This is a genomic window from Terribacillus saccharophilus (assembly GCF_046592895.1).
In the GTDB taxonomy this organism is placed as follows: Bacteria; Bacillota; Bacilli; order Bacillales; family Amphibacillaceae; genus Terribacillus; species Terribacillus saccharophilus_D.
In genome coordinates this window covers 230113-251221 of sequence record NZ_JAWVPU010000003.1, presented here as the reverse complement: position 1 = coordinate 251221, position 21109 = coordinate 230113, and the positions used below count along the sequence as shown (strand labels likewise).

Sequence of the window (21109 nt, the reverse complement as noted above, 5' to 3'; positions counted from 1 at the left end):
TTTTTGTTAAATGGAGGCGGAATTTGCTGTTGAGTACAAATTATGAACAGATCAGAAAATTGGGGGAAACCATTTACGCAAATCCTGAATTGGGGTACAAGGAGGAGCGCACAAAGCAAATCGTTAACGATTTCCTAAAAGAATGCAATCCGGATTGCACCATCGAAAGTTTTAGCACTACTGGCTTGCGGACGACGCTAGGTGAGGGCAAGGACTTGCATATCGCTTTTATCGCTGAATTGGATGCTGTTTACGCACCGACACATTTTCGGGCGGATCCAAATACGGGAGCTGCCCATAACTGCGGACATTACACGCAAGTTGCCATCGCGCTTGCGCTGTATCGGCAGCTCGTTGAAACGAAAGCCTATGAACAGTTGGATTACACTATCAGTTTCATATTTGTTCCGGCAGAGGAATATCTGGATCTAGCTTTTCGTGATGAATTGATTGATAAGGGAGTCATCACACACTATGGCGGCAAACCAGAAGCGATGAAGCTAGGTGTATTCGATGATATCGACTTGAGCATCTGTGTTCATGCAATAGGCGGGGAGTTTGCCAAAAGAACGATAGAAATCGACTGTGATTTAGCGGGATTTTTATATAAGCGTTATACCTTCAAAGGCAAATCGACACACGCTGGATTCGATCCGTTTTCATCTGTGAACGCCTATAACATGTCGACATTATTCCATACAGCTCTCAGTCTTGGACGGCAGCAGCTTGATGAAAAGGAAAAAGTACGACTGAATCCAATCGTGATGGAGTCGGATATGTCGACGAATGTCATCCCGAATCGCATAAAGGTCGGAACAGATCTGCGTACGTTATCGACGGCCTACATGCAATCTGTCGCAAAACGCTTGGATGCCGCTGCCCAAGGCAGTGCAATGGCGCTTCAAGGTGAAGTGGAAATCGATACGCAAATGGGCTACCTCCCGTTTCAGCAGGATCGCTATCTATCCACTTTCGTGAAGTCTGCTTATGAAGAAAACGAGAAAATCGAAGCAATCATGGAGGATAACAGCATCAGTGCAGCTGGTGATATCGGAGATTTATCTTATATGATGCCTTGTATCCAAATTGGCTACAGCGGATTTACCGGTACGATACATGGTGATGATTTCATCGATATCGATCCGGAGTATATTTATGACATCTTCCCGCAATTTTTGTTCGATGTGCTGCACAAAATGAACGGCAAGATCGATCGAAGCAAGCTGTATAAAAGGTCATACAAGGAGTATGTACAACTCATCCAAAGCATATTGGAACAAAGGGAGGACCATGAAGGTGAAGCGTGATTATCTTATTTTGATTCTTTTCGCACTTATTGTGATTACCGCTGCTGAAATGATCGGGGCACAATCTATATCACTCGGAACAATTTCCATTTCACTGCTGCCGCTAGTGTTTGCTATTTTGATCACGATGGTTCTTGGTTTGCCGATCATTCGAAAAGGCTTCCTTAAGAAAATATACAGCAAGGTGAATGTGAAATTTTCAAGTAAGTATTTGATTTTCATCATGCTGCCGCTGATGGCGAGATACGGGGCGGATGTTGCACCGCAGCTGCGGGAAATACTCACTGTCGGCTGGGTCTTCATTGCGCAGGAACTAGGGAATCTCGGAACTGTGTTATTGGGTCTGCCAATCGCTCTGCTTATCGGATTGCGCCGTGAAGCAATCGGGGCTACGCTTGGGCTTGGCCGCGAAGGAGAGCTTGCATACATATCGGAGAAATATACGCTTGAATCAAAAGAAGGGCAAGGCGTGTTGTCTCTTTATATCATCGGTACACTGTTCGGGACCATTTTCTTCAGCTTGATTGCGCCGATCATGCTGGATATCGGCTTCCGTGTAGAGGCATTGGCAATGGCGTCCGGCGTAGGTTCAGCGAGCATGATGACCGCTTCATCGGCAACCTTGATCGCACGTGTCCCTGAAATGGAAAGCACTATCCTTGGTTATGCCGCAGCAAGTCAGCTGCTCACAAGTTTCCTCGGAACCTTCACGATGGTATTCCTGGCTGTGCCGCTGCAGCGTTTCCTTTATAACAAACTGACTGGAAATAAAAAACAGCAGGAGGTAAGAGAAGATGTCCGTGCAGCTGAATAAATATGTTAAATATGGTCTGATCATTTTGCTTAGTACAGCTCTGATTCTCTTCACCCAGCAAATAAAGTTACTGAAAAATCCTGAATCGACACCGATTGAATGGATGACAATCGTCGGTTTATTGACATTATGGCTATTCTCCATGATCGGAGTACTATTATCTGATTTGATGAAGAAAACACCAGTCAAATTTCTGCAGGAATTCCCGATCCTTGGCTGGGTTGCCGTTACATCCTTGGTGATGTGCATATTCTTTGATTTCTTTGTTGAGGCCATTGGCTATGTGGACTTTCTTTCCATTACAACGCCTATCCTTACTTTTGCGGGGATCTCGGTGGTGGATCGCTTAGTCGATTTGCGCAAAACTTCCTGGAAAGTCGGGATAGTAGCAATTTTTGTCTTCACCGGCACATATGTCGGCAGTGCACTATTATCACAGCTTGGACTATTTTTAGCTGGAAAATGAACTGGAGGGTAACCTCCAGTTTTTTTAATGCAATTTTACAAAAAAATGGCTTAATTGCATGTTTTAGCGGTAATGATCATGAAAAAAAAGGACAACTGGGAAGATGAAGAAGGAATTGACATCTGCAGAGTTGCTTCTGGCTTTCGTTGCGTCCAATCTTTGTGCTGGTATCACTAGTTTGGTCATTGCAATTGGCTCAGGAGGCATTCAGGCATCCGGGTAAAAGGAATGGCTTTATCTTGGGATGGTTATAGGAGCAAGAACCCTCATCGTTTTCATTGCTTATAAAATCATCGCTATATCGGTCATGAAACTGTTTAGAAGGAAAATCAGACCGGAAGACAGGGATTAGTTCCGGATTTTCGGTGCGATGGAATAAGGAGAGAGGTGCTGATCAGCACCTCTTTTTTATGCTTGATTCCGCCTGATTTCACTGAAATAGACACAAACTTAATAATTCACTAGCATATCTCCCTTTCCAAATAATGTGCGTATTGATAAAATATTCTATATATAATGACAAAATTCAATTTTGGAGAGTTATAGCCTATGTTCAGTTATCGAAATGATATAAGGAAGATTCTCATTCCATATTTGCAGAATCTAAATCCGCAGCAATGGAATGCAAGTGCCTATCCTAACACTATTTCCTGGGTAATCGAGCATATGGCACAGACTGAGGATTATTGGGTCTTTCAAGTTGGATTAGGGGAGAAGAGCAGATTGACGGCAGAAGGTGAGCATCCCTTAGAAAAATATCTTAGTATCAGGAAGCAAACGGATAAGGTACTACATGATATACAAACAGATGATTTAGACAAGCTGGTTGACGTTCCTGTATGCTCGGATGGATGGAGACCACCATCCGAGCCGACGCCGCGCTGGCTCTTTCATCATGTATATGCCCATGAAACGTATCATGCTGGTCAGATCGGAGTCATTGCCAAGTTGAATGGATTCAATGGGCCATTGTTCTGACAGTAAAAAATTATGGTGGTGATTTATATGTTCCATACTGAATTATTTGTAGGTAAGTTATCCGCATCCGTTGTTTTTTATCGTTGTTTATTGGGAAAAGGCTGCGCGGTGCATGATGAAAAAAGTGCCCTCTTCAAGGACGACGGAGGAGGTGCGCTTTTGCTGACAGACGAATCCGTACTGGATGACAATCATTATTTCACTGGTATGGCTGAATCAAAAAAAGGCAAAGGCGTAGAGTTGGTTCTGCCTGTTCCGGATGTGGAAAGGGTGTTTAACAAAATAAACAGCATTTACCCACACTCCATCGAGTCCAACATCACCGTCAGGCCGTGGGGGAAACTTGATTTTCGCTTAGTTGATCCTGATGGTTATTATGTGCGGGTTACTTCTTGAGGAATGACATGAGATAGCTATTTATTTATTAGTGGATGACGAATTCTTTAAGAAAATCATAAAATTTTATCTATGTGGAGAAAAACATGGAACTTATACGATATCAAAAAAGAACATTCAAGCAGTATCAATACATATACCTTATCGGTAGAACAGCTGCAATTTACCGGGCACCCAATCGATAGTGTTTCCTTATGCAAAAAAGAAAGAAATCGTCACGCTATTTTAGGAATGGAAGATGGTCGACTTGTAACGTATTTTGCTTTGCATGTACGAGAAGGAGTTCAGCCTTTTTCGGAAAAATCCTTCGGCTATTTTACTTCGGACTTTCTCCACCGATATGCATCATCTCGGAAAAGGGTACGGGAAATCAGCCTTGCAGCAGCTTCGCCAATTCATGGTATGCCATTTTTTACATATAGATGAAATTGTACTCGCAGTGAACGAATCTAATGCATTGGCTTATAAACTTTATGCGAAAAATGGCTATCTAGACACGGGGCGCCGTGTAAGGGGTTCTAAAGGACAGCTGATTGTGATGAGCTATCCTCTAAGTGTAATCCATTCTTAACAGACCAGCATCATTTATATCAGCATGTACCAATAATAAGCTATACTCTTTCTGTCAGTTGGGAGGATAGCTTATTTTTTCTTCAGTACAGAAACAATGGATTAGTATATTATTGATTGGGAGCTAACTGTAATGTCCATTTCTGTTGCAAAAATATTATTATAGTTCTGATTTTATTTAGTTAAGATAAATTTACTCCTGACGCTTTTGGTTGGAGTGCGAATTAGTAGCTTTCAAAAAGCAGAGCAAGCCGTTTAACACTAGCAATACTGCAACGGAAACAGCCAGAAAGGCGATGTCAGGAGCGAATGCTGAGATGCTATGCCATGGTGATTGTGCACTGATACTTAAAATTGGAATAAGTGTTGCTCCAATTGCTGAGGAGAGGAAACCTAATAAAAATATCATCTTTTTCTTCTTGAATTTCTTTCTCTTTATGAACAATAAAATTGTCCAGAGGAAAACTCCAACTAAAATAAGACACAAAATCAATTGAGTGGTTGGAAAATAGCTAGGAATGTTTTCGGGTTCATTTCCGAGCATGATGTCAATGATACCTTGTTTGAGTAGAGGTAAGGATCTTTCTTCAAGAAAGTGGTTCTTATTAGTCAGAATGACAGCTCCCCAATTTTCTTCCGGAATGTAGAACAATTCAGCATGTGCATCGGGTGTGGAACCGGAATGCCAAACAATATCTTGTCCAGAGTCCAGTTTGGTGTGTCGGAGCCCATAACCATAATAGTCAGCGGAGTTCCTTTCGTATAGTTTTTCTTTGTACCTATTCAATATGGAGTCTTCAAAAGCATCGTTATTTTTGCCTGATAGTAATAAGATGAACTTGGTCATATCTTCTGCACTGGAGGTTATGGTGCTGTATGGAGCGCCGCTGTTGTCATAGGGATGTTTACTTTTAACCGGAAAACCGAACCATGATTGATACCCAGTGCGATAACCAGTATGAATGGCCATAGCTTCATCAGCTGCGGAATGTGTCATTTGAAGAGGTGCGAAAATGTGCTGAAGCATATAATCTCCATATGTTTGATCCGTTATTTCTTCTATAATTGCGCCAAGAATTAAGTAATTCGCTGCACTATACTGATGAGCCATTCCTGGATTATGTGTTGGTGACACGTCATTCAGACTTTGGGCAATATCTTTTAATTCAAATTGTTCTCCTATACCTAAATCAGCTACTTTTAATCCATCATAGCTGCTTATACCGCTAGTATGTGTCAACAAGTGGCGTATGGTTATCTGGCTTTCTGCACCACCAAGCTGCAGATCAGGAAGGAAATCACTTACATAATCGTTTAATGAAAGCTTGCCTTCACTCTCCATTTTTGCAATCGCTAGTCCTGTAAATGACTTACTGATGGAACCCAAAGAAAAAGGAGTTTGGGAGGTGACAGGCTGCTCGTCTTCTCCAGTGACGCCCCAATTATACGCGTATACTGTCTCATCTTTGCTTACGATAGCGATGGATGCTCCTGGAATTTTTTCTTGTTTTAGATACTTATCAAGGTAATCAGTTAATCTGGATTCTTTACTCGTATCTGCTTGAACAGGGAATGGGAGGAGATGAAGACTTATTAACATTATTAAAATGCCAAGGATTGGACGCTTCATTGTCTAGAATCTGTTCATTCTTCTAAGACTATAAACGCCTACTAGAGATGTGATAATTATTGATGAAAGCAAACTAATTACGATCAGTGTAGTATTCCACCATAAATTATCAGAAATGCTGTAGAGAATATTGTAGTTGAAATCTGCATTTTGATATGCAGGACTGAATGATTGTGTGAGGAACATTGTTAAAATAAGCTGGGATATCAGATAGGTTATTGTAAAAAATGAGACTCCCATAAGATAATGCATTTTTGACAAGATGCTGTTTTTATTGTTGGGGGACTGTACTTTATTTATTTCGAGATAATCTTTTACGAATTCTGCTGATGTATCTAGGTCTTCAAAAGGGTCGATACCATGCAGTCTCGATTCCTCCATATGTTCGTGTAGCTGTTGCTTTATTATGTGAATTTGTTCCTGTGTTGCCTTCATAGTGATTAATTCTTGAATTACATCATTCATATATTTCTTTTCTTTTTGTGTTAATTCCATTGTCATCACTATTCCTCCTCATTATTCGTGAGTAAAGCCTTAATATTGTTCTGTAGTTCTTGCCAATCCTTAATGATCTTTTTAAGATATTCCTCTCCTTGAAGATTGATCGTGTAGTAAATACGCGCTTTACCACTATCAGTGATTTCACTGCTCGTATCGACCCATTGCTGTTCTTTCAATTTGGTGAGAATAGGGTAGATGCTGCTTACTCCTTTCAGTTTTAAATCGTACTTCTCTAATTCTTTCATAATTTCATATCCATAGCTTTTTTGTTTCTTTAAAATTGATAAAACACACATTTCTAAATGACCTTTGAGCAAACTTGTTTTATTCATGATATAAGAATAAATCAAGCATATAATTCAATCAAGTATATAATTGTAAAATAAATACAAAATAGTACATGATGAACCATGCTGATAATTGCTTTGGCCACTAATTATTAAAGTTCGGAAATTCTACGGTATAGTAAGTAGCTACTCGAATTGGTAATGCTTCCTCGGAATGTGGACAAGAAAGGAATACAGATAATAAGAAATTAATTCTTGTTGACAAATACTCAACCAGTAACTATATTGATTACAGGTAAGTGAATAACAGGAGGTTATACAAATGAAAATGCTAGTGACAGGTGCGACTGGAAATCTGGGAAGCAAGATTGTAAAGAAATTACTTGAAACAGTTCCTGCGGAAAACATTGCAGTAAGTGTTCGGAACCCTGAAAAAGCGGAAGGTCTGCTTGCGCAAGGTGTAGAAGTAAGACAAGGGGATTTCGATCAGCCTGCTTCTTTGGACAAAGCATTTGCTGGGGTTGACCGTCTATTGCTCATTTCAGCAGATGGAGATAATGACACGAGAATCCGACAGCATACACAAGCGGTGGAAGCAGCTGTGAAAGCGAATGTGAAATTCATTGCGTATACAAGTGTAGTGAATGCCCAGGAAAGCGATTTGTTCCTGGCTCCGACGCATAAGGCAACAGAGCAAGCGATCATGGACAGTGGTATTCCTTATGCTTTTTTGCGCAATAACTGGTATTTTGAAAACGAAGCTGCAAGCATTCAAGGTGTGATTGCCGGTGCCCCGTGGGTGACGTCTGCAGAAGATGGTAAAGTCGGCTGGGCTTTGCAACAGGATTATGCGGAAGCGGCAGCTATCGTCCTTGCGGGTGAAGGACATGAGAATAAGATTTATGAGCTTTCCGGTCCTCTGCTTAGCCAAGCGGAATTTGCAGCGGAAGTGGGAGAAGTGCTTGGTAAAGAAGTTCAGGTGCAGCAGGTCGATGACCAAACGTATGCCGACACAATGAAAGAAGCAGGTTTACCAGAATTCCTTCTGCCGATGTTCGTTGATATCCAAAAGGGAATCCGGGAAGGTGCACTTGCAGTAGCAAGCGATGATTTTGAAAAGCTGCTTGGCAGACCAGTGACCCCGATTCGTAAAGGAATAGAAGAGATAAAACAACAAGCTTAAAATGCTGGCCTTAGGGTCAGCTTTTTTTGTACATAATTTTCCCTTATTTGGCGCATCCTAAAGCTTGTGCAAGGGAAAGGCGGCACGAGTATGAACTTGTTTAGGAGGATGACGATGGGAATTTTGAGCGGAAACCCGCAAGATGAGCCGTTGCATTATGGTGAAGTATACGGTCTATGGACGTTTGTTTTGACAGGCAATAAGATGATTGCAAATCATCAGATGCTATTGAATCATGTAGGCGATGATGATTTGAAGAAATTGATGATAGCAACAATCGAAGGTGCGCAAGCAGAGGTCAAGCAAGTATCGGAAATACTGAAGGCAAATGGTATCGCGCTGCCACCAGCAGCACCAGAGCCGCCGAAAGTGGATCTTGAATCCATCCCTGTCGGTGCACGCTTCATCGATCCAGATGTGGCTGCTACTGCATCAGCATCTGTTGCCGCTGGACTTGTCAGCTGCAGTACGATGATGGGACAGGCGATCCGGGAAGATATCGGTATGATGTTTGGGCAGTTCCATACAAACGGCGCAATGCTCGGTGCAAAATACCTCAAGCTAATGAAGGAAAAAGGATGGCTGATTCCGCCTCCGCTGCATCAGAATAAAGAAGACTAAATGAAAAAAGCAGCCTGCTGGGGCTGCTTTTTTGTTGTTAAAACCAATAGTATCCTAAAAGATACTATACCACTTTTAAGTGCGTACTTGTTGCGTGGTCTAATAAACTTGATAATGGATAACAGGGGATTTAGGGGGAATACGAATCCTGAATGAGGAATAACGGAGGTTTTATATAATGAACGTATTAGTAGTAAAAGCAAATAACCGCCCTGCTACAGAGGCGATTTCCAGCAATATGTATGAAACATTCATGAAAGAAATCGAAGGTGCAGAGAACCTTTCTGTCACTACTTACGATGTATTCGCAGAAGACACTCCTTACTTCGGTCAAGAGTTGTTCGATGCTTTCGGCAAAGTACAAACTGGTGCTGAACTTAACGATACAGAGCAGCGTCTATTGGCTGCAAAACAAAAAGCGATGGATCTTCTTACAGCAGCTGATGTAGTAGTATTCGCGTTCCCACTTTGGAACTTGACTATTCCTGCTAAATTGCAAACATTCATCGATTACGTTTACGCTGCAGGCTTTGCATTCAAATATGATGCAGAAGGCAACATGATCCAATTGATGACAGACAAAAAAGCAATCTTCCTAAATGCACGCGGCGGCGTATACTCTGCACCAGAAGCTGCACCAATGGATATGTCCATCAACTACATGCGCAATGTATTCGGCGGCATCTTCGGAATGGAAATCATCGACGAAGTGATCATCGAAGGACACAATGCTTCTCCTAGCGAAGCAGCTTCCATCGTAGAAGCTGGTCTTGCACAAGTGAAAGAAGCAGCTGCACGTTTGAAAAACCTAGCATAATAAAAAGACGAACTGGAAACAGTTCATCAGGCTGTCGGGATATTCCCGGCAGTCTTTTTATTTGTCATAAAAAAATTGCGGGAAACAGGAGTTTCTCGCAATCTAAGAACGCGCACTTTTTTATTTTGCTTCAGCTTCTGCCTCTTGTTCATTTTTCTTGGCTTGTTTATGAAGCGTATGCTTGGATCCCCATTCATGCATGGCATGAAGGATTGGTTCAAGGCTTCTGCCGTAATCCGTGACGGAGTATTCGACCTTCGGAGGAACCTGTGCGTATACTTTGCGCTCGATGATATCTTCTTCTTCCAATTCACGCAGCTGGTTTGTCAGCATTTTCTGTGTGATACCAGGCAAGCTGCGTTTCAGTTCATTAAAACGCTGTGTACCATTGCCGAGCAAATGCAGCAAGATGACTGGTTTCCACTTGCCGACGAGGATACCCAGGGCGTCCGTCACCTTACACAATTCCGGTTCGATTTCTTTATTGGCATCTGACATATTCATATCCCCCATCCATAGTATCTTTTTTTATACTATACCACTTTCAAGTGCGTACTTTCCAATAAGTGAGCTTTGGAGGATAATGAATGTAAGATAAAATAACAGGGAGACAGGAATATGGAAAAATATCGCATTGATCCAAGTAAAGGTATGGAATTCGGAATCTACACATTGGGAGATCATTTGGCTGATCCAAGAACCGGAGAACGCATTTCTGCGAAAGATAGAGTCCAGCAGATTGTCCGGTTGGCGCAGCTGGCAGATCAGGCCGGTATTGATTTCTTCAGTGTCGGGGAAAGCCATCAGCCGTATTTTGCTTCACAGGCACATGCTGTCATATTGGCAGCAATCGCGCAAGCAACGGAGAAAATCAAGATTGGTAGTTCCTCGACCATCATCAGTACATCAGACCCGGTGCGGGTATACGAAAACTTTGCAACGATTGATTTGTTATCCAATGGTCGTGCGGAAATCATCGCTGGGCGGGCTTCCCGTGTTGGTCTATTCGAATTGCTTGGTTATGATTTGTATGATTATGAAGCTCTTTTTGAAGAGAAGTTCAATTTGCTTCTGCAGATCAATGAAGAAGAAATCGTCAATTGGAGCGGGCAATTCCGCAGATCGCTGGAAGATGCAGAAATCCTGCCTCGCCCAGTTTCAGGTTCCATGCCGATTTGGCGTGCAGTAGGCGGAACACCTGCCAGTGCAGTCAAAGCAGGTTATGCTGGTGTACCGATGACTGTGGCGATGCTTGGTGGTCCAGCCAGTGTATTCAAACAAACAATCGATGCGTACCGGGAAGCGCTGACAGCTCGCGGATTCGATCCAACCCAGCTGCCTGTGGCGACGACTGGATTCTTCTATGCGGCAGAAACGACCCAGGAAGCATTGGGCGATTATTATCCTCATATCAATGAAGGTATGAAAAAGACGAACGGCCAAGGATTCCCGAAACAATTGTTTGCCCAAGGAGCCGACCACCGAAGCATCATCAATGTCGGCAGTCCGCAGCAGATCATCGAGAAAATCCTTTATCAGCATGAGCAATTCGGCCATCAGCGTTATTTGGCACAGCTTGATTTCGGCGGGGTGCCTTTTGATAAACTGGAACGCAATATTGAATTCATCGGCTCGGAAATCTTGCCAGCAATCAAGAAATACACCAAACAAGGAGGCAAAGCAGAATGAAAGTTGTAGGAATATCCGGCTCCATTGTCGGCTCAAAGACGAAAACGGCAATGTCTTCTCTATGGGAAGAGATGCTGAAAGCTTACCCGGATGCGGATCACGTATTATTGGATTTGGCAGATTATCAGCTGCAGTTCAGCGATGGCAGGAATTATTTGGACTACACTGGTGATACAGCTTATGTGACTGACCAAATCATGCAGGCAGATATTTTGTTCATCGGAACACCGATATTCCAGGCTTCCATTCCTGGTACTTTGAAAAATGTGTTTGATCTTCTGCCGACACAGGCACTTCGTGATAAAGTAGCAGGAATTGTCGTCACTGCAGGCTCCCCGAAGCACTTCCTCGTGGCAGAGCAGCAGCTGAAGCCCATCCTTGCTTACATGAAGGCTCATTTAGTCGCCACTTATGTATTTGCCGAAGAAAAAGATTTCCTTAATGGAAAGATCATCAATGATGATATCCATTTCCGTCTGCAACGGCTCGTGGAGGATGCCTTCGACTTGGCAGAAGCACAGGCAGCCATCCGTGAGAAAAAAGAAGCAAAATACGATTTCTAAAATATAGAAGCACTTGGGACCTTAATTTGATTTAGATTCCAAGTGCTTCTTTTTGTGAAGTGGAGGAAGAGTGACTTATCACTCTTCCTCAGGCTATTGAAAGCTGTCGTCTTTCCTAATCAGCTTATCTTATATTTTTATGGATAATTCATTTTTAAAAAGTAAATAACGTGCAAAAATTATCGAAGCACCGCCGGGATCGCCTTTTTTAAAAGTATGTAAAATGGAAAAGCATCTTTTAAATGACACCATCATACATCATCCTCCGTTATATACTCGTCTTATTCATATTGTAAGCGCATTACCGTATATTATATAGGGGGGTATATTGTAGATATTGGGAAAATATTGTCGATAGGTAAGTATTTTTGATTTAAAAAAGAAAAGGTATACAAAGAAGATAAAATTACATATACTTACATTGACCACTGGTCAAATGAAGGAGATATACATGACGGACCTAACAAAAGATAAAATCATTGAGCAGGCAAGGGTCCTGTTCATCCAACAAGGCTATGAAAAAGTATCCATGCGGGGAATAGCAAAGGTTCTTGGCTGCAGCCATGGTGCTTTGTATTATCATTTCAAAAATAAAGCGTCTCTGTTCTCAGAAGTACTGGATTATTATTTTCATGAATTAAACAGCATCATCAATCGAATCATGCAGCAAAAAGATACGGATAAAGTACACGACTTGCTGTTGGAATTCATTCGTTTCGGACTTGATCATCCGCATCAATATGAGTTGATGTTCTTGCTGAAAAGTGAGGAAATGGACAGCTTGATGCAGCGTCCGGCTACAGACAGCTTCATACGGTTTGAAGCAGCCGTGAGAGAAGCAGGGGGCGTCGATCCGCAAAATGGTGAAATATACTCAATATTCTTGGCACTGCATGGGTTCGTATCACTTCATCTACATCGCGTGGAGAATTTTGACGCTGCAGCAGATGCAGCGGAGATACATGTGGAGTTTTTAAGAAAGACCATTTAATTGGTCTTTTACCATATTAAAAATTGACCACTGGTCAAACGGAGGGATGAGGGTGATGAAAAGGATTCGAATGGGTACCCTGGCGATTTTGGCCATAGGGATTGCCGGTTATGCTATCGTGCAATATGGAGTCATCGGTTTGGAAAAGGCAGGATTCGTCATGCAAAAGATAAATCTTGGAGAAGTACTGCCAAATTTGTGGGGATGGATGCTTGGTGTTCATATCGTTACCAGCATCTTTGCATTGGTACTCGGTCCTTTTCAGCTGATGGAAAGCATCAGGCAAAAAAACAGGCTGCTCCACAAACGTCTGGGCTATATTTATATGGCAGGAGTAGCGGGAGGAGGATTGACGGGACTGTATCTAGCTTATTATGCGACCGGAGGAGTGGTTGCACAAACTGGTTTTGCTATGCTTGCTATGTGCTGGATGATTACGATATTCCTTGCAATCCGAGCGGCAGTCCAAAGAAACATAGTCCAGCATCGTCAATGGACTATGATCAATTACAGCCTTACTTTTGCAGCTGTAACCTTAAGGATCTGGCTAGGCATATTCACACTGCTTTTCGGTCCAGCGCAGTACGAAATCTACTATGCTTATATCGCCTGGATTTGCTGGGTTCCAAACGTTATTTTTATAACCTTATATTTGCGACGTAAAACGAGCTTTGCTCATTAGTGCTTTGATTTTTTGTTTGGAGTCAAAAAGGCACCTGTTCCAAGCAAAAGCGCTCCGATTACAGCAACACAGACACCGATGAATGTATGAGTCAGAGTCAAATAGATACCGCCCATCAAGATGAAGATACCGACAAGATGCAAGAATATATAATTAGGCATCATAATCTCCCTCTGCAGTAAGGTACTGCGTCTCAAGAATACTAAATAGTTAGACGATTAGCAAATAAGTGTTTAATTCTGCAAGCAAAGGGAACTTCACTTAAGAGGATAAATATCGAAGGAGGCACTATCTGTGCAGGAAAAGTTTGATGTAGAGTTTACGTTCATTGGTGGAGAAAAATACACATTCACGGATTACCAGTCTGGATCTTATGTTCATGTTGTCAACGAAATAAAGGCAAGTGAAAACGGCTGGTTCGGAGTGGCTGGAGAAGTAGTCAATTTGGCGAATGTGACATCTGCTAAAGTGATTGAGAAGGAATAGAGAATGCTAGTACATTAAGCGCCTGTCATGAGATAGGTGCTTTTTTCTGTTGCAGATACTCAATGGTACAAGGACAAGCTCTGGAAATTAAAAGAGGGTTGTACTATAATCTTATAAATCAGATAATTCTAAATAATAGGGAGCGAAAGTCATGACGGAAAATACGAAACAAGTAGACAAGGAGAAACTAGCCGAGGAACTGCTTCAAGTTTATGAAACAAAGAATCCGATACAATTCTTAAGCAACGAATACCAACTCTCAACAGTTCAGGCTTATGAAGTGCAGGAAGAATTTGTTGAACAAAGAACAAAACAAACCGGGTTTATAACAAAAGGTCATAAAATCAGCATGACAAGCCCTGCCACGCAAGCTTTATTCGGAGCAAAAGAGCCGGCGTATGGAACTTTATTCGAAGATACACTACATACAGGCGACACCAAAATAGAGCTGTCTTCGATGATGGCTCCTTTACTTGAGCCAGAGATTGTCTTTGTTTTAAAGGAAGATCTGAGCATTGGTGCAGAGGAAGATGAAATCTTGGAGAAGAGCATCCTGTCTGCAGGCTTAGAAGTTCCAGACTCCAGATTTGTGGATTGGTTCCCAAAATTCCAGCTGATGGACTTGATTTGCGACAATGGTGTAACAGGGAAAGTGATTGTGTCCGATAAGGGACGGGATGATTTGACACTGGCTGAGGTGGAGAAAATCAAACTTACGTTAAAACTCGATGGAAAAGAAATTAGTACTGGTTTTGCATCAGGGGTGATGGGAAATCCGGTCACATCCGTTGCTTGGCTGACAAGAAAATTAGCTGATAAGAATCTATTTTTGAAAAAGGGCATGGCAATCAGTTCCGGCACATTCATCACCCCGATACCGTTAGGGAAGGGAGTTTATGAAGCTGATTTCAGTTTGTTAGGTAAAGTGAAACTTCATGTCAGTTAATTTGTAAGAAATATTGACAAAGCATTCTGCTGCGCTTATTATTAGAGATAATTCATGAATGATCGAAATATTTTAACAAAAGCGACGATTGGGACCAGTAGAAGGTCAGACATTAGCATAGAGAGCTGCGGTATGGTGCAACGCAGATTATGTCTCCTTCGAACTCACCCTGGAGCAGCAGGACTGACGGATGATATATTCTTTAGGTTTTGACGAGTGACCTTCGTTATAAGGTGAAAAGTGGGTTTATCAAAACCAATTAGAGTGGTACCGCGGAAAGCAAAAGAAGCTTTCCGTCTCTTTTCCATCCAGGATGGTAAGGAGACGGAAGGCTTTTTTCTTTGAAGAAATGCTGGAACACAACATGGAGGTAACAAGCATGAAAGAAAAACAACATGGATTGAAACGAACCATGACAGCACGCCACATCATGATGATGGCATTGGGCGGGGCAATAGGGGCTGGACTATTCAAAGGGTCAAGCTCCGCTGTCGATATGGCCGGACCATCAGTCATCATCGCATATTTGATAGGAGGTATCATCCTATTATTCGTGATGCAGGGGCTTGCTGAAATGGCGGTTCAAAATAAAGAGGCAAGAACATTTCGTGATTTGGTTCAAGCAAGTTTAGGGAAATTCCCAGCCTTCTTCCTGGATTGGATATACTGGAAGATGTGGGTATTGAATATTGCGGCAGAAGCGGTAGTTGCTGCCATTTTCCTGCAATACTGGCTCCCTGACTATCCGGTATGGCTGCTGACACTGCTTGTTGCAGTGCTCGTGACGGCAGTGAATCTTTATTCAGTAAAAGCATTTGCCGAGACGGAATACTGGCTGGCGTTGATCAAGATAAGTGTCATCATATTATTCATTCTAGCAGGTATTGTATTGTTATTAGTCTCCTTTGGCGAGCATACAGCTGTCGGCTTTTCCAATTTGACTGCACATGGTGGGTTCTTCCCCAACGGAGCAGGCGGATTGATTTCGGCTATGCTCGTCGTCATCTATTCTTACGGTGGAACGGAAATCATCGGCGTTACACTAGCGGAGACGAAGAATCCAGAGAAAGTCGTGCCCAAGGCTGTTCGCGGCACATTGACGCGTATCATTACATTCTATCTGTTTCCATTCTTCATCATTGTAAGCCTTATACCGTGGAATGAAGTGAATGATGCAGCTGTGAGTCCGTTCATTCTTGTATTTCAGCTGATAGGTGTTCCTGGGGCAGATCATATCATGAATGCTGTGATTCTCTTGGCAGTCATATCATCCATGAACGCAGGTCTTTATGGATCTTCCCGTGTACTATATACACAAGCGACTGATGGACGCATCTCCAAGCGATTTGCATGGCTATCGAAACGCCAAGTGCCGGTAGTGGCGATTCTTGCTTGTACTTCTGTTTTATATGTAGGTGTACTCATCTCGGTATTCATCGGCAGTGAGACATTTGATTATTTGATGGGATCACTAGGATACACTGTTCTTATCATTTGGTTGATCATTGCTATATCCCATTTGAAATCACGTAAAAAGCAGCCGGACAAGGCGACTTACTATGTGAAAGCATTCCCTGTTACAACTTGGGTGGCAATCATTGCGGTTCTGCTGATCTTGGCAGGTGTTATTTGGACTACATCACTTCTGGTTACCGTACTGACCGTAATTATCTATCTAATCATAATCGGAGCATATTTTATCAAAAAGCGTAAAAATAGACTGTAATCTTTTTCTGAAAAGTTAAGTTTTAGAAAAATTTGATTATTGCACCCTTCTGCCGGTTCAGATACTATATACTAGTATACTTATTTTGAGTCAGGGCTTTACTACACATGTTTGCATGCTCGAAATGAAGGAAGAGGGGAGCATACATATGGCTGAAGAAAAGTTAGCCAGAGGATTGAAAAACAGGCACGTCCAATTGATAGCGATTGGCGGGGCGATCGGTACAGGTTTATTCCTTGGTGCCGGTAAATCGATCCATCTAACTGGACCATCCATTTTATTTGCGTATTTAATTACCGGTATTTTCTGTTTTCTTATTATGCGAGCGTTAGGAGAGATTTTGCTAAGTAATCTCGGTTACGGATCCTTCGTGGACTTTGTCGGCGATTATTTTGGTGATCGAGCAGCCTTCGTTACGGGCTGGACATATTGGTTCTGCTGGATTTCCATTGCTATGGCCGATTTGACTGCAGTGGGAATTTATACACAATTCTGGTTCCCGGATGTACCACAGTGGATGCCAGGACTCGTTGCACTTGTCATCTTGCTGATCATGAACTTGGCAACGGTAAAATTATTCGGCGAAATGGAATTTTGGTTTGCTTTGATTAAGATCATTGCTATCCTGGCACTGATTGTCGTCGGTGTCTTTATGATACTGCGTGGTTTCTCGACAGATGCCGGACCATCCAGCTTTGCGAACCTTTGGGATCATGGTGGTTTCTTCCCAGGTGGTGCCCATGGATTCATATTGTCGTTCCAAATGGTTGTCTTCGCCTTTGTCGGAATTGAACTTGTCGGTCTGACAGCCGGCGAAACAGAAGATCCGGAGAAAGTCATACCGCGAGCGATCAATAATATTCCGATTCGTATTCTTGTCTTCTACATTGGTGCGCTCATCGTTATCATGAGTATCTATCCTTGGGATGCAATCAATCCGGCGGAAAGTCCATTTGTTCAAGTGTTTACAGCAGTCGGTATCGTTGCCGCAGCAGGCATTGTCAATTTTGTCGTATTGACGTCAGCAGCATCCGCTTGTAACAGCGCGGTCTTCAGTACGAGCCGTATGGTGTATAGCTTGGCGAAGGAAGATCATGCACCACAGCCGTTCAAGAAGCTGAATTTCCGCAAAGTACCGCGGAATGCATTGTTCTTCTCCATCATCGTCATCTTGATTGCGGTCATTCTTAACTATGTGATGCCTGAAGGAGTCTTCACCCTGATTACAAGCATCTCGACAGTCTGCTTTATCTTCATCTGGAGCATCACCGTATTGGCTCATTTGAAATATCGCAAGACAAGACCGGAGCTTGCGAAGAAAAGTAAATTCAAGATGCCATTATCACCGATCTCCAATTACTTGATCCTGGCGTTCTTGGCATTTGTCGTCGTCGTTCTGGCACTGGCTGAAGATACTCGCATATCCTTGTTCGTCACACCAGTCTGGTTCATCATCTTGCTGATTGTGTATCAAGTACGGGTGAAAGCAAAGGATAAGGCGAAGCATGATTGATAGGAAAAGCCCTCATTTTGAGGGCTTTTTTTGTTGGGTAAATATGGACTTACCGGATAAACGCACCTATACAGTTTTTTAAAGCATCCATTATCCGTATCCTTTGAGCTGGGTGGATGTCGTAATCATCCAGCTTGCCGATATGAACCCAGGCAACGGCAAAAGATTCTTCACTTTTACGTAGCTTGCCTCCAGATACTTCTGCTGCAAAACATATGGAGAACTGCTGTCTTACTTCACCATCCGTATAAGCGATAATATGATTTGGATCGCTGTATACACCTATTATCCGCTCTACACTGATGTCCAATCCTGTCTCTTCTATTACTTCTCTACAAATTGCATGTTGTATCGATTCTCCAGGATCCATATTACCGCCAGGCAATGCCCACTTCCCATTATCGCTCCGCTGTTGAAGCAGGATATGCTGGTCATTGCGTATCACTGCAGATACCGCTGGTACGATTCTTTTAGGTTTGGGAGCATTTTCCTCATGATAATAATCAATTCTGCCCATATTCATTTCCCCTCAGTTATTTTTTAGAAAAGTATTTGACAACGCTTACAATTGATAATACAATAACACACAAGAAGTAACAAATGATAATAAGTGTAACATATGTTACAAAAAAGAACTTATATTCAATAGTGTAGCAGATGTTACATCTTTATTTAACCTTAAATGAAAACGCATTCAATAGGAGGAATACAATATGTCCATTTATCGTGAACTACAAGAAAGAGATAAACAAATGCAGCCAATCAAAGTAGGTATAATCGGAGCTGGGCAAATGGGTTTCGGCTTGATCTCCCAGATTTCTAGAATTCCTGGAATGGTTGTAGGTGGAATTTGTGACGTCAATCTTGCTAATGCAGAGAAAGCTCGTGATTTTTATCGTTCACAGGAGAAAAGAAAGATAGAGACAGTTGTTTCCTCGGACTATCGTGCAGTCATCCAATCCAGTACGGTAGAAGTAGTGGTGGATGCGACGGGTGTCCCGGAAGTCGGGGCCAATATAGCGTTGGAAGCACTTCGTTCCAGAAAGCACTTGGTTCTTTTGAATGTGGAAGTTGACATTACAATCGGTTCTTATATGCATAGCATGTTTGATAGCGCAGGCTTGGTTTACTCAGGTTCTGCCGGTGACGAGCCAGCGGCAATCGTGGAACTATATGAGTTTACGAAAACGATGGGACTTGAGGTTGTCGTTGCTGGTAAAGGGAAAAACAATGCGCTTAAGCCGACAGCCAACCCTGATACTTGTGCTGAAGAAGCGAAACGGAAGAATATGAGTGCACATATGCTGGCAGCTTTCCAAGATGGGACAAAAACGATGGCAGAGATGAACTTGTTGAGTAATGCTATCGGGCTTGTACCGGATAAAGTCGGCATGCACGGTGTGGACGCTGGTCTGGATGATGTAGCGAAGAAACTTGATTTGAAAGAAAATGGCGGGGTGCTTGATTCACTTGGTGTTGTTGAATATGTAAACGGTTTAGCACCTGGTGTATTCGTTATTGTGAAGAGTGAACTTGAGCCTGTGGACGAGGAATTGCGTTATTTGCTGAAAGTGGATGCCAATCATGGACCGCATTATACATTGTATCGTCCTTATCACCTGGCAAGTCTTGAGACACCGATCACCATTGCCAAAGCAGTGCTGCACCATGACACAAGCATCCATCCGCTCGGTGCGCCGGTTTCTGAAACCGTCACCGTGGCAAAGCGCGCGATCAAGCCGGGGGAAAGACTGGATGGAATCGGTGGTTACAGTGTCAGGGGAATGCTGGAGACGCATCAGGATATGAAAGCAAATGGGCATATTCCGATTGGATTGATCAGTGGTAACGTCGTGGCAAAACGCGCCATCGAAGAAGGGCAGTTCCTGACATTGGATGATGTGGAATTGGATACTTCCACTACCGTTTGGAAACTTCGTGCACTCCAAGATCACTTATTTGCTGAATGACAAGGAGGATGACAAGATGAAGCTCGTATTGATTGCTTGCTGTCTGCTGCTTGTCCAATCTGCTCTGACCGCAATTCAAGTGCATTATTATCAAAGATCAATGAAAAGGCTAGTCGGAAAATATAAAGGAGAAGAAGGTTTCCATCTCTTCTCCGGACAAGCCCGGCGCCGAATCGGACCAGGTTCGATTGTCCTGCTCGTTGTGGATGAGTCCTATATGATCCGGGAATGTCAGGTAATGCGGGGAATGAGTATCCTTTCGACATTCAAAGAAATGAAACAATATGAAGGGAAACACCTTGGTGAACTGCTGGACGAATTGCACAGTCCAGTGAAAAAAAGAAAGCCTCCGGCATTGCAAACGGCTTTGCAGACTGCTGGAGAACAGGCTTTGATGAGCATTTCGAAGACGAAGACACTGGCGTCTATCTCATAACAGGGAGTGAAAGACATGGAATGGATTCAATGGTTCGGTGAGCATTTCATCGGGATGTTCAATGCTGGAGGAGAGCAATTCATGAGCCTCATCACCGGTATCGTCCCAACATTGGTGGTATTGCTGACCTTTACTTATGCACTGATCAAATTCATCGGGGAAGAACGCGTGACAAAAGCGATTCGCTTCACGTCCAAATATGCGTTGCTTCGCTATACCGTCATGCCGATATTATCCATTTTGCTGCTGACGAATCCGATGGCATATACGTTCGGCCGCTTTGTCGAAGAGCGTCAGAAACCTGCCTTCTTTGATTCTCTTGTTTCCTTCTTGCATCCGGTCACGGCATTGTTTCCATATGCCAATGCCGGGGAGCTATTCGTTTACCTGGGTATTGCCAACGGGTTGACACAAGCTGGCTACTCGACATCTGAACTTGCAGTCCGCTTCTTCTTGGTCGGTATCGTTGTCATGCTGATCAGGGGACTATTGACGGAACAAATCACTAAATTCCTGATGAGAAGAATGTAATCCGGG

General features: G+C 42.8%; 26 protein-coding genes and 1 other annotated feature. Of the genes, 20 read left to right on the top strand and 6 right to left on the bottom strand.

The window, feature by feature from the left end; genetic code table 11:
* The first annotated feature begins 23 nt into the window (after positions 1 to 23).
* The 6 genes from SFC66_RS12170 to SFC66_RS12145 all read left to right on the top strand — a co-directional run bounded on the left by SFC66_RS12170 (position 24) and on the right by SFC66_RS12145 (position 4532).
* On the top strand, positions 24 to 1307 hold the full coding sequence (locus SFC66_RS12170; protein WP_411218998.1) for a M20/M25/M40 family metallo-hydrolase: 1284 nt from the start codon (positions 24 to 26) through the stop codon (positions 1305 to 1307).
* Positions 1291 to 2121, top strand: coding sequence for a DUF3100 domain-containing protein (locus SFC66_RS12165; RefSeq protein WP_411218997.1), 831 nt, complete (start codon positions 1291 to 1293; stop codon positions 2119 to 2121). The genes SFC66_RS12170 and SFC66_RS12165 overlap by 17 nt, the downstream gene beginning before the upstream one ends.
* Complete coding sequence (locus SFC66_RS12160) at positions 2102 to 2587, top strand: hypothetical protein (protein ID WP_411218996.1); 486 nt, start codon at positions 2102 to 2104, stop codon at positions 2585 to 2587. Before SFC66_RS12165 ends, SFC66_RS12160 begins: the two co-directional genes overlap by 20 nt.
* Before the next feature lie 549 nt (positions 2588 to 3136).
* Positions 3137 to 3565: a DinB family protein gene (locus SFC66_RS12155; protein WP_411218995.1), complete on the top strand. Its 429-nt coding sequence runs from the start codon at positions 3137 to 3139 to the stop codon at positions 3563 to 3565.
* A gap of 27 nt (positions 3566 to 3592) precedes the next feature.
* Positions 3593 to 3961, top strand: coding sequence for a VOC family protein (locus tag SFC66_RS12150; RefSeq protein WP_411218994.1), 369 nt, complete (start codon positions 3593 to 3595; stop codon positions 3959 to 3961).
* Between the two features lie 268 nt (positions 3962 to 4229).
* Positions 4230 to 4532 (top strand): GNAT family N-acetyltransferase, encoded by a 303-nt coding sequence (locus tag SFC66_RS12145; protein WP_411218993.1) that lies wholly within the window; start codon positions 4230 to 4232, stop codon positions 4530 to 4532.
* Between the two features lie 192 nt (positions 4533 to 4724).
* Here SFC66_RS12145 and SFC66_RS12140 read toward each other — a convergent pair whose 3' ends face one another.
* From SFC66_RS12140 to SFC66_RS12130, 3 genes are read right to left on the bottom strand one after another with little or no spacing between them, the layout of a single operon-like run.
* Entirely contained in the window at positions 4725 to 6161 is a 1437-nt protein-coding gene (locus tag SFC66_RS12140) for a serine hydrolase domain-containing protein (protein WP_411218992.1), read from the bottom strand.
* Positions 6162 to 6164: 3 nt separating this feature from the next.
* On the bottom strand, positions 6165 to 6662 hold the full coding sequence (locus SFC66_RS12135) for a hypothetical protein (protein ID WP_411218991.1): 498 nt from the start codon (positions 6660 to 6662) through the stop codon (positions 6165 to 6167).
* Positions 6663 to 6664: 2 nt separating this feature from the next.
* A complete protein-coding gene (locus SFC66_RS12130; protein ID WP_411218990.1) occupies positions 6665 to 6994 on the bottom strand; it encodes a PadR family transcriptional regulator in 330 nt (109 codons plus the stop codon).
* 277 nt (positions 6995 to 7271) lie between these two features.
* On the opposite strand from SFC66_RS12130, the gene SFC66_RS12125 reads away from it, so the two are divergent.
* From SFC66_RS12125 to SFC66_RS12115, 3 genes are all read left to right on the top strand, one after another.
* The gene (locus tag SFC66_RS12125) at positions 7272 to 8132 is read left to right on the top strand and encodes an SDR family oxidoreductase (protein ID WP_411218989.1); all 861 of its coding nucleotides are present in this window, start codon (positions 7272 to 7274) and stop codon (positions 8130 to 8132) included.
* A 114-nt stretch (positions 8133 to 8246) separates the two neighbouring features.
* Entirely contained in the window at positions 8247 to 8753 is a 507-nt protein-coding gene (locus tag SFC66_RS12120) for a DUF3231 family protein (RefSeq protein WP_411218988.1), read from the top strand.
* A gap of 178 nt (positions 8754 to 8931) precedes the next feature.
* Positions 8932 to 9570: an FMN-dependent NADH-azoreductase gene (locus tag SFC66_RS12115; RefSeq protein WP_411218987.1), complete on the top strand. Its 639-nt coding sequence runs from the start codon at positions 8932 to 8934 to the stop codon at positions 9568 to 9570.
* Positions 9571 to 9690: 120 nt separating this feature from the next.
* Here SFC66_RS12115 and SFC66_RS12110 read toward each other — a convergent pair whose 3' ends face one another.
* Positions 9691 to 10068 (bottom strand): winged helix-turn-helix transcriptional regulator, encoded by a 378-nt coding sequence (locus tag SFC66_RS12110; RefSeq protein ID WP_411218986.1) that lies wholly within the window; start codon positions 10066 to 10068, stop codon positions 9691 to 9693.
* A gap of 120 nt (positions 10069 to 10188) precedes the next feature.
* Between SFC66_RS12110 and SFC66_RS12105 the strand changes: the two genes are divergently transcribed.
* The 4 genes from SFC66_RS12105 (at position 10189) to SFC66_RS12090 (ending at position 13495) form a co-directional block, all read left to right on the top strand.
* Entirely contained in the window at positions 10189 to 11259 is a 1071-nt protein-coding gene (locus tag SFC66_RS12105; protein ID WP_411218985.1) for an LLM class flavin-dependent oxidoreductase, read from the top strand.
* Positions 11256 to 11822 carry an NADPH-dependent FMN reductase gene (locus SFC66_RS12100; RefSeq protein WP_411218984.1) on the top strand — a complete coding sequence of 189 codons (567 nt, stop codon included), beginning with the start codon at positions 11256 to 11258 and terminating at the stop codon, positions 11820 to 11822. The genes SFC66_RS12105 and SFC66_RS12100 overlap by 4 nt, the downstream gene beginning before the upstream one ends.
* Positions 11823 to 12273: 451 nt before the next feature.
* Positions 12274 to 12813, top strand: coding sequence for a TetR/AcrR family transcriptional regulator (locus SFC66_RS12095; protein WP_411218983.1), 540 nt, complete (start codon positions 12274 to 12276; stop codon positions 12811 to 12813).
* A gap of 55 nt (positions 12814 to 12868) precedes the next feature.
* Positions 12869 to 13495: a DUF2306 domain-containing protein gene (locus SFC66_RS12090; protein WP_411218982.1), complete on the top strand. Its 627-nt coding sequence runs from the start codon at positions 12869 to 12871 to the stop codon at positions 13493 to 13495.
* Here SFC66_RS12090 and SFC66_RS12085 read toward each other — a convergent pair.
* The gene (locus SFC66_RS12085; protein WP_411218981.1) at positions 13492 to 13659 is read right to left on the bottom strand and encodes a hypothetical protein; all 168 of its coding nucleotides are present in this window, start codon (positions 13657 to 13659) and stop codon (positions 13492 to 13494) included. The genes SFC66_RS12090 and SFC66_RS12085 overlap by 4 nt on opposite strands.
* Positions 13660 to 13789: 130 nt before the next feature.
* On the opposite strand from SFC66_RS12085, the gene SFC66_RS12080 reads away from it, so the two are divergent.
* The 4 genes from SFC66_RS12080 to SFC66_RS12065 all read left to right on the top strand — a co-directional run bounded on the left by SFC66_RS12080 (position 13790) and on the right by SFC66_RS12065 (position 18166).
* Positions 13790 to 13981 (top strand): hypothetical protein, encoded by a 192-nt coding sequence (locus SFC66_RS12080; protein ID WP_411218980.1) that lies wholly within the window; start codon positions 13790 to 13792, stop codon positions 13979 to 13981.
* A gap of 151 nt (positions 13982 to 14132) precedes the next feature.
* Positions 14133 to 14927, top strand: coding sequence for a 2-keto-4-pentenoate hydratase (locus SFC66_RS12075; RefSeq protein WP_411218979.1), 795 nt, complete (start codon positions 14133 to 14135; stop codon positions 14925 to 14927).
* A gap of 75 nt (positions 14928 to 15002) precedes the next feature.
* Positions 15003 to 15231 (top strand) — a binding site (T-box leader).
* Positions 15232 to 15306: 75 nt separating this feature from the next.
* Positions 15307 to 16653 carry an amino acid permease gene (locus tag SFC66_RS12070; RefSeq protein ID WP_411218978.1) on the top strand — a complete coding sequence of 449 codons (1347 nt, stop codon included), beginning with the start codon at positions 15307 to 15309 and terminating at the stop codon, positions 16651 to 16653.
* Between the two features lie 148 nt (positions 16654 to 16801).
* Complete coding sequence (locus SFC66_RS12065) at positions 16802 to 18166, top strand: amino acid permease (RefSeq protein WP_411218977.1); 1365 nt, start codon at positions 16802 to 16804, stop codon at positions 18164 to 18166.
* A gap of 49 nt (positions 18167 to 18215) precedes the next feature.
* Here the strand turns inward: SFC66_RS12065 and SFC66_RS12060 are convergent, their stop codons facing one another.
* Entirely contained in the window at positions 18216 to 18683 is a 468-nt protein-coding gene (locus SFC66_RS12060; RefSeq protein WP_411218976.1) for an NUDIX domain-containing protein, read from the bottom strand.
* A 196-nt stretch (positions 18684 to 18879) separates the two neighbouring features.
* Here SFC66_RS12060 and SFC66_RS12055 point away from each other — a divergent pair, with 196 nt between their 5' ends.
* From SFC66_RS12055 to srlA, 3 genes are read left to right on the top strand one after another with little or no spacing between them, the layout of a single operon-like run.
* Positions 18880 to 20136, top strand: a complete 1257-nt coding sequence (locus SFC66_RS12055) for an NAD(P)H-dependent oxidoreductase (protein ID WP_411218975.1) — start codon at positions 18880 to 18882, stop codon at positions 20134 to 20136.
* Between the two features lie 16 nt (positions 20137 to 20152).
* Positions 20153 to 20572 (top strand): transcriptional regulator GutM, encoded by a 420-nt coding sequence (locus tag SFC66_RS12050; RefSeq protein WP_411218974.1) that lies wholly within the window; start codon positions 20153 to 20155, stop codon positions 20570 to 20572.
* A 15-nt stretch (positions 20573 to 20587) separates the two neighbouring features.
* A complete protein-coding gene (srlA, locus tag SFC66_RS12045) occupies positions 20588 to 21103 on the top strand; it encodes a PTS glucitol/sorbitol transporter subunit IIC (protein WP_411218973.1) in 516 nt (171 codons plus the stop codon).
* Positions 21104 to 21109: the final 6 nt, after the last annotated feature.